This window comes from Sulfitobacter sp. 15WGC (assembly GCF_005068605.1).
Classification (GTDB): Bacteria; Pseudomonadota; Alphaproteobacteria; order Rhodobacterales; family Rhodobacteraceae; genus Sulfitobacter; species Sulfitobacter faviae.
This window is the reverse complement of the sequence record NZ_SZNL01000020.1, coordinates 36,555-44,838: the sequence shown is the minus strand read 5'-3', so window position 1 is coordinate 44,838 and position 8,284 is coordinate 36,555. Positions and strand designations below refer to the sequence as shown.

General features: G+C 64.7%; 8 protein-coding genes. 6 read left to right on the top strand and 2 right to left on the bottom strand.

Going from position 1 to position 8,284, the window contains the following annotated elements:
* Positions 1-40 precede the first annotated feature (40 nt).
* Positions 41-622: a VOC family protein gene (locus tag FCK22_RS15205; RefSeq protein WP_067265286.1), complete on the bottom strand. Its 582-nt coding sequence runs from the start codon at positions 620-622 to the stop codon at positions 41-43.
* Positions 623-811: 189 nt separating this feature from the next.
* Between FCK22_RS15205 and FCK22_RS15200 the strand changes: the two genes are divergently transcribed.
* The 6 genes from FCK22_RS15200 to FCK22_RS15175 all read left to right on the top strand — a co-directional run bounded on the left by FCK22_RS15200 (position 812) and on the right by FCK22_RS15175 (position 7,411).
* Complete coding sequence (locus FCK22_RS15200) at positions 812-1,858, top strand: rod shape-determining protein (RefSeq protein ID WP_040700660.1); 1,047 nt, start codon at positions 812-814, stop codon at positions 1,856-1,858.
* Between the two features lie 71 nt (positions 1,859-1,929).
* Positions 1,930-2,832, top strand: coding sequence for a rod shape-determining protein MreC (mreC, locus tag FCK22_RS15195; RefSeq protein ID WP_067265288.1), 903 nt, complete (start codon positions 1,930-1,932; stop codon positions 2,830-2,832).
* Positions 2,829-3,368 carry a rod shape-determining protein MreD gene (locus FCK22_RS15190; protein ID WP_067265291.1) on the top strand — a complete coding sequence of 180 codons (540 nt, stop codon included), beginning with the start codon at positions 2,829-2,831 and terminating at the stop codon, positions 3,366-3,368. Before mreC ends, FCK22_RS15190 begins: the two co-directional genes overlap by 4 nt.
* A gap of 15 nt (positions 3,369-3,383) precedes the next feature.
* Positions 3,384-5,333: a penicillin-binding protein 2 gene (mrdA, locus tag FCK22_RS15185; protein WP_067265293.1), complete on the top strand. Its 1,950-nt coding sequence runs from the start codon at positions 3,384-3,386 to the stop codon at positions 5,331-5,333.
* Entirely contained in the window at positions 5,330-6,469 is a 1,140-nt protein-coding gene (gene rodA / locus FCK22_RS15180; protein ID WP_067265296.1) for a rod shape-determining protein RodA, read from the top strand. The genes mrdA and rodA overlap by 4 nt, the downstream gene beginning before the upstream one ends.
* A 3-nt stretch (positions 6,470-6,472) precedes the next feature.
* Complete coding sequence (locus tag FCK22_RS15175) at positions 6,473-7,411, top strand: glyoxylate/hydroxypyruvate reductase A (protein ID WP_067265299.1); 939 nt, start codon at positions 6,473-6,475, stop codon at positions 7,409-7,411.
* Between the two features lie 19 nt (positions 7,412-7,430).
* Here FCK22_RS15175 and FCK22_RS15170 read toward each other — a convergent pair.
* A partial coding sequence (locus FCK22_RS15170) for a M3 family metallopeptidase (RefSeq protein WP_136720541.1) occupies positions 7,431-8,284 on the bottom strand: 854 nt, incomplete at its 5' end.

Sequence of the window (8,284 nt, the reverse complement as noted above, 5' to 3'; positions counted from 1 at the left end):
GCCCGGCGCCTGCGGCTTGATTCCGGGCCCGGTGGCAACTTCAATACGGGTTCTTCGCCCCGCGATCGTCACTCAGCGACGCCTGCCCCCGCTCCACGATCTTCACCACTGCATCCGCGAGATGCTGCCGCTGGATATGATCATCCCCCGCCGCCACCCGCAGTTTGTGGGCCTCCAGCATCACCTCGGCATGGCTCGACCCGCGCGGTGGGATGAAAGTGTAGCAAGCCAGTTCGATCAACAGCCCCAGCGGATCCTTGAAATAGATCGAATGCATGAAGCCCCGGTCCTTCACGCCGGAATGCCCGATGCCGCGCGCCTCCAACCGCGCTGGCACCTGATCGAACATCGCGCGGTCGACCTCGAAGGCCAGATGATGCACGCAGCCCGGGTCCATCGGCGTGCGGTTGTGCACCCGCTTGCGGTTCTCATTCGTAAAGATCGTGATCAGCCGACCATCGCCGGGATCGAAATACAAATGCCCCTCGTCCGGGTCATCAAGATTAGGCTGGTCAAAGATGAAAGGCATCCCCAACACCCCCTCCCAAAAGTCGATCGAGCTTTGCCGGTCCGCCCCGGTGAGGGTGATGTGATGCACCCCAAGTGTCTGTATCTTCTGCATGGTATCGCCGTCCTCCGCCTGTGCTGCGCCCTAAATATTCCGCTCTATGATAGCGCGGCGGCAATATCGCGCCACCTTTGCGGTCTTGCCCCTTTCACCCTGACCCCGTGCGCCCTATAAGAGCCAATAGCCCGCGCGTGGACCCATGCAGGCGGGCCTGTCCGAATAGTTGCAAGGCTCCGCTACTTTATGTCCATCCTCGATCAATTCCGCGGCCTGTTCTCCTCTGATATGGCGATCGACCTTGGCACCGCGAACACGCTGGTTTACGTCAAGGGCAAGGGCATCGTGCTGAGCGAACCTTCGGTTGTGGCCTATCACGTCAAGGACGGCGTCAAGAAAGTGCTCGCCGTGGGTGAAGACGCCAAGCTCATGCTGGGCCGAACCCCGGGCAGCATCGAGGCGATCCGCCCAATGCGCGAAGGTGTCATCGCGGATTTCGACACCGCCGAAGAGATGATCAAGCACTTCATCCGCAAGGTGCACAAGCGTTCGACCTTCTCGAAGCCCAAGATCATCGTCTGCGTGCCGCATGGCGCCACCCCGGTTGAGAAACGCGCGATCCGCCAGTCGGTGCTGTCGGCAGGCGCGCGCCGCGCCGGCCTGATTGCCGAGCCCATCGCCGCGGCCATCGGCGCGGGGATGCCGATCACAGACCCCACCGGCAACATGGTCGTCGACATCGGCGGCGGCACCACCGAAGTCGCGGTGCTCTCGCTAGGCGACATCGTCTATGCCCGCTCGGTCCGTGTCGGCGGTGACCGGATGGACGAGGGCATCATCAGCTACCTGCGCCGCCAGCAGAACCTCCTGATCGGGGAGACGACGGCCGAACGGGTCAAGACCTCCATCGGCACGGCGCGGATGCCCGACGACGGGCGCGGCACCTCGATGCAGATCCGCGGCCGCGACCTGTTGAACGGTGTCCCGAAAGAGATCGAAGTCACCCAAGCCCAGATCGCCGAGGCGCTGGCCGAGCCGGTGCAGCAGATCTGCGAGGCGGTGATGACCGCGCTGGAAACCACGCCGCCCGACCTTGCCGCCGACATCGTCGACCGGGGCGTCATGCTGACCGGCGGCGGCGCGCTGCTGGGTGATCTCGATCTGGCGCTGCGCGAACAGACCGGCCTTGCGATCTCGGTCGCGGATGAGCCGCTCAACTGCGTGGCCCTCGGCACCGGCAAGGCGCTGGAATACGAGAAACAGCTGCGCCACGCGATCGACTACGACAGTTAACACTGGCAAGTTAGCCAGACCCGGCACGCGGCGAAGACGCCCCGCCTGACCGGGTGGGAGTTTCGGCACAGATGGCCAAGGACCGTTCCAGTTCCAGCGATTTCACCGGCCCGCTGCGGCGGCTGCTGCTGGTCGTGTTGGTATTGGCGCTGACCGGCATCTTCCTGCTTTGGCGCATCGACAGCCCCCGCGTTGAACGCTTTCGCGCGCAGGTCACCGACCGCTTCGTGCCTAATCTCGACTGGGCCATGGCCCCGGTCACCGGCACCATCAACCTGCTGCGCGACTTCCAAAGCTACCAGCGCCTGAGCGAGCAGAACCGCGAGCTGCGCTCGGAACTGCGGCAGATGCAGGCGTGGAAAGAAGCGGCCCTCCAGTTAGAGCAAGAGAACGCGCGCTTGCTGGACCTCAACAACGTGCGGCTCGACCCGCGGCTGACCTTCATCACCGGCACGGTGCTGGCCGACAGCGGCTCGCCCTATCGCCAGTCGGTGCTTCTGAACGTCGGTGCGCGCGACGGGCTGGTCGAAGGCTGGGCCACGATGGACGGTATCGGCCTTGTGGGCCGCATCGCAGGCGTGGGCAAGAACACCGCGCGGGTGATCCTGCTGACCGATGCCTCCAGCCGCATTCCGGCGACGATCCAGCCTTCGGGCCAACGCGCCATCGTGGCGGGCGACAACAGCGCCGCGCCGCCCTTGGACTTCATCGAGAACCGCGAGCTGGTGCGCCCCGGCGACCGGGTGATCAGCTCGGGCGATGGCGGCGTGTTCCCCGCGGGCATCCTGATCGGTCAGGTCGCTGCCGATCCGGGCGGGCGGCTGCGCGTGCGGCTGGCGGCAGACTACGAGCGGCTCGAGTTCCTGCGCGTGCTGCGCCACCACGGCAATGAAACCGTGCCAGACACCGCCCATGTCATCACCTCCGACGGCCCCTTGGCCGATCCGGCGGCGCCGGTCGGAGTGCAGCCATGACCGATCTGTCGCGCAGCCGCCTTTGGGTCATGCGCCTGAGCTTTGTCGCGCTGGCGCTGGTGATCCTGTTCTTCCACCTCCTCCCGCTTGAGACGACCCCGCGCGCTTGGGCCGGGCCGGACCTGCTGCTGGGCTTTGCCTGCGCTTGGGGGCTTCGACGGCCCGAATACGTGCCCTCGCTTTTTCTGGCGCTGGTCTTTCTGCTGGCGGACCTGTTGCTGCAACGCCCGCCCGGCCTTTGGGCGGTGCTGGCCCTGATCGGGGTCGAGAACCTCAAATCGCGGGGGCGGCATCTGCGGGATGCGAGCTTTGCCGCCGAATGGCTGACCGTGGCGGTGATCTTGACCATGGTGATCTTTGCCAACCGAATTCTCCTGAGCCTTGCGCTGGTGCCCACGCCTTCGCTGACGCTGAACCTCACGGAATTGGCACTGACGACGCTCGCTTATCCGCTGATCGTGGCGGTGACCCATGGTATCATGGGCGTGCGCAAGACCGCGCCGGGCGACCTGGATGCGCTTGGCAAACGGGTATGATCGGAGAGCGATGAGATGAGACGGAGCCGCGCCGACAATGATGCAACCCACACGCGCCTGACGCGTCGCGCCGCCCTTTTGGGCGGGGCGCAGCTGCTGTTCATGGGCGGGCTGGCCGCGCGCATGCGCTATCTACAGGTCGATCAGGCCGACCAGTTCCGCCTGCTGGCCGAAGAGAACCGCATCAACATCCGCCTGATCCCCCCCGCCCGGGGTGAGATTTTTGACCGCAACGGCATACAGCTTGCCGATAACGTGCCCTCCTACCGGATCGTCATGGTCCGCGAAGATGCGGGCGACGTGGAAGCGGTGATGGAGCGGCTCGCCCAAGTCATCGAGATCGACGAGGAGACCCGCGAACGCGCCATGACCGAAATGTCGCGCTCTGCCCCCTTCCTGCCCGTCACCATCGTTGATGACGTGAGTTGGGAAGTCGTGAGCAAAGTCAGCGTCAACGCCCCCGCCCTGCCCGGCGTCACGCCCGAAGTGGGCCTGACCCGCGTCTACCCGCGCGGCGCGGATTTCGCCCATGTGGTGGGCCGCGTAGGCAGGGTGAGCCAAGCCGACCTCGACGCGCTGGAGAACCCCGACCAGGTGTTGCGCATCCCGCGGTTTCAAATCGGCAAGATCAACGTCGAAGCCCGGGCCGAAAACCTGCTGCGCGGCGCGGCGGGCACCAAACATGTGGAGGTCAACGCCACGGGCCGCGTGATGCGCGAGCTGGAGCGGCGCGAGGGGCAGGCCGGGGCCGATCTGCAACTGACCGTGGACGCCAATCTGCAACGCTATGTGCAGGCCCGTCTGGGCGAGGAAAGCGCCGCTGTGGTCATCATCGATTGCGAGAATGGCGATCTGGCCGCGCTTGCATCCTCGCCCAGCTACGACCCGAACCTCTTTATCGGCGGCATCTCATCGGCGGATTACAACCCGCTGCTGAACTCGAAATACCGCCCCTTGGTGAACAAACCCATACAGGGCACCTACCCGCCCGGCTCGACCTTCAAGATGATTGTGGCGCTTGCCGCCATCGAAGAGGGCATCGTCACCCCCGATGAGACGGTCTATTGCCCCGGCCATCTGGAAGTCGCGGGGCGGCGGTTCCACTGCTGGAAACGCGCGGGCCACGGCTGGGTCGATCTGCAACATTCGCTGAAACAATCCTGCGACGTCTATTACTACGATCTCGCGGTAAAGGTCGGGATCGAAAAGATCACCGCCATGGCGAACCGCTTTGGCCTTGGGATCAAACATGATCTGGCGCTGTCCTCGGTCGCGGGCGGGCTGGCGCCCACGAAACAGTGGAAACGCTCGGCCCGGGGTGAGGATTGGGTCGTGGGTGACACGGTCAACGCCTCTATCGGGCAGGGTTTCACCCTCTCCTCCCCGCTGCAATTGGCGGTGATGAGCGCGCGGATCGCCACGGGCCGCGCGGTGACGCCGCGGCTGATCAAATCCATCGACGGGGTGGAGCAACCCAGCGGCGCGGGCGAACCGATGGGGCTGAACGAAAACAACCTGCGCCAATTGCGCAAGGCGATGTACGATGTGGTGAACGACCGCCGCGGCACCGGCTACCGCAGCCGCATCATCGACGACACGATGCGCATGGCGGGCAAGACCGGCACCAGTCAGGTGCGCAACATCACCGCCGCCGAACGCGCCCGCGGCGTGACCAGCAACGCCGACCTGCCGTGGGAACGCCGCGACCACGCGCTCTTTGTCTGCTTTGCACCCTATGACAAACCGAAATACGCAGCCTGTGTGCTGGTAGAACACGGCGGCGGCGGCTCGACTGCGGCGGCCCCGATTGCGCGCGACGTGATGTTGCAGGCCATGGCGGGCGGTGAGCCGCCACTCGAAGCCTACCCCAAGTCCGACCGGGGCCGCATCGCCACCCAGCAAGAGGAGCTGCGCAACACCACGCCCGAGACCACCGCCAATCTGGAGGGGGAGGATCAGGCATGAGCTATCTTGAGCATACGGTCAAATCCGTCCCCACAGGGCTGCGCAAGATCCTCTTTATGAACTGGCCGCTGGCGATCCTGCTGACCAGTGTCGCGGGCGTCGGCTTTCTCATGCTCTATTCGGTCGCGGGCGGGTCATTCTCCCCCTGGGCCGAACCGCAGATGAAACGTTTCGCCATGGGCATGGCAATCATGTTCACCGTGGCGATGGTGCCGATCTGGCTTTGGCGCAACCTGTCGGGCGTGGCCTATGGGGCGACCTTGGTGCTGCTGGTCGCGGTCGAACTCTTCGGCTCTGTCGGCATGGGTGCGCAGCGGTGGATCGACATCGGCTTCATGCGGCTACAACCGTCGGAACTGATGAAAATCACGCTGGTCCTGTTTCTGGCCGCCTATTACGACTGGCTGCCGGTCAAGAAGGTGTCCCGCCCCTTCTGGGTGCTGGTGCCCATTCTGATCATCGTGATCCCCACCGCGCTGGTGCTGAAACAGCCCGACCTTGGCACCTCGATCCTGCTCTTGACCGCCGGGGGCGGGCTGATGTTCCTCGCGGGGGTGCACTGGGCCTATTTCGCCGCCGTCATCACCGCCGCCATCGGGCTGGTCACCGCCGTCTTCCAGTCGCGCGGGACACCGTGGCAATTGCTGAAAGATTACCAATACCGCCGCATCGACACCTTTCTCGACCCCAGCCAAGACCCGCTTGGCGCGGGCTATCACATCACCCAATCCAAGATCGCGCTTGGCTCGGGCGGCTGGTCGGGGCGCGGCTATATGCAGGGCACCCAATCGCGGCTGAACTTCCTGCCCGAGAAACACACCGACTTCATCTTCACCACATTGGCCGAAGAGTTCGGCTTCGTCGGCGGCGTCTCCCTTCTGGGGCTTTACGCGCTGATCATCCTGTTCTGCGTGGCCTCGGCGGTGAAGAACAAGGACCGCTTCTCAAGCCTGCTGACCCTTGGCATCGCACTTAACTTCTTTCTCTTTTTCGCCGTTAACATGTCGATGGTCATGGGGCTGGCCCCCGTGGTCGGCGTGCCCCTGCCGATGGTGAGCTATGGCGGCTCGGCCATGCTGGTGCTGCTGCTGGCCTTCGGCTTGGTGCAATCGGCGCATGTTCATAGACCGAGGTAATTCATGACGATCAACATTCTCTTCGCCGCCAAAGCCGAACGCTGGGACGGCTACGAACAGCCTTTGAACGAAGCGCTGCGCAAAGCACTGCCGGGGCAGGAATTCACGCTGGCCACCGATCTGCCCCCCGAAGAGGTCGACTATATCGTCTACGCCCCCAACAGCGACTTGCAGGACTTCACCCCCTATACCCGCGCCAAGGCGGTGCTAAACCTCTGGGCTGGGGTGGAGGCGATCACCGGCAACGAGACTTTGAAGATCCCGCTGGCGCGGATGGTCGACTTCGGCCTGACCCACGGCATGGTGGAATGGTGTACCGGCCACGTGCTGCGCCATCATCTGGGGATGGATACCGACATCCTGCGCAAGGATGCCAAATGGGAGCCGCGCACCCCGCCGCTGGCGCGTGAGCGCAGCGTGGCGGTGCTGGGCATCGGCGCGCTCGGCCAAGCGGTGGCCGAGGCGCTGGTGGGACTGGGCTTTGACGTGACCGGCTGGTCACGCAGCGAAAAGCAGATCGAGGGGGTACGTTGCCTGCATGGCGACGAAGGTCTGACGGAAACGCTAAAGCGCGCCGAGATCGCCGTGCTCCTGATGCCCGACACACCCGCCACGCAGAATGTGCTGAATGCCGAGACGCTGGCGCAGATGCCCGAGGGCGCCTTCATCATCAACCCCGGTCGCGGGCCGCTGATCGACGACGATGCGCTCTTGGCGGCGCTCGACAGCGGGCAGATCACCCATGCAACGCTGGATGTCTTCCGGGTCGAGCCCCTACCCGAGGATCACCCCTATTGGGCGCATCCGAAGGTGACCGTGACCCCGCATATCGCGGCGGCCACGCGCAACGACACGGCCTCGGAGGTCATCGCCGAGAACATTCGCCGCAGTGAGGCCGGGGAGCCCCTGATACATCTGGTAGACCGCGACCGGGGGTATTGACCCCCGGCCACGTCGGCATTCAGGCCGCCAGCCTGCGCCCCTTGAGCAGCGCTTCGACCCCCGGCAGACGACCCCGGAAGGCGGTGTAAAGCTCTGCCGGATCGCGGCTGCCGCCGGTCGAAAGGATGTGTTCTTCCAACGCCTCGGCACGTTCCGCATCAAAAGCCCCGTCCGCTTCCTCAAAGGCGGCGAAGGCGTCGGCGTCCATCACCTCGGACCACATGTAGCTGTAATAGGCGCTGGAATAGCCATCGCCCGAAAAGACATGCGCGAACTGCGGGGTGGCATGGCGCATCCGGATCGCCTGCGGCATGCCGATGCTGCTGAGCACCTCGGCCTGTTTCGCCATCGGATCGGCAGGCGGCTCGCCGTCGTGGAACTCCAGATCGACAAGGGCGGAGGCGATGTATTCCACCGTCTGAAAGCCCATGTCGAAGGTCGCGGCGGCCAAAACCTTGTCGAGCATCTCGCGCGGCATCGCCTCGCCCGTGCGGGCATGGGTGGCGAATTTCTGCAGCACCTCGGGCTGGTCCAGCCAGTGCTCGTAAAGCTGGCTCGGCAATTCCACGAAGTCGCGCGCCACCGAGGTGCCGCTGACGCTTTCATAGGTCACGTCCGAGAGCATCTGGTGCAGCGCATGGCCGAACTCGTGGAACAACGTGCGGGCGTCGTCGTAGGACAGCAGCGCCGGATCGCCCTTGGCGAAATTGCAGACGTTGATCACCACGGGGGCCTGTTCGCGCGGGAACTTCGCCTGCGCGCGCATGGCCGAGCACCACGCGCCCGACCGTTTCGAGCCGCGCGCGAAATAATCACCGATAAAGACCGCCACATGCTGGCCGTCCCGCGTCACTTCCCACGCCCGGCAATCGG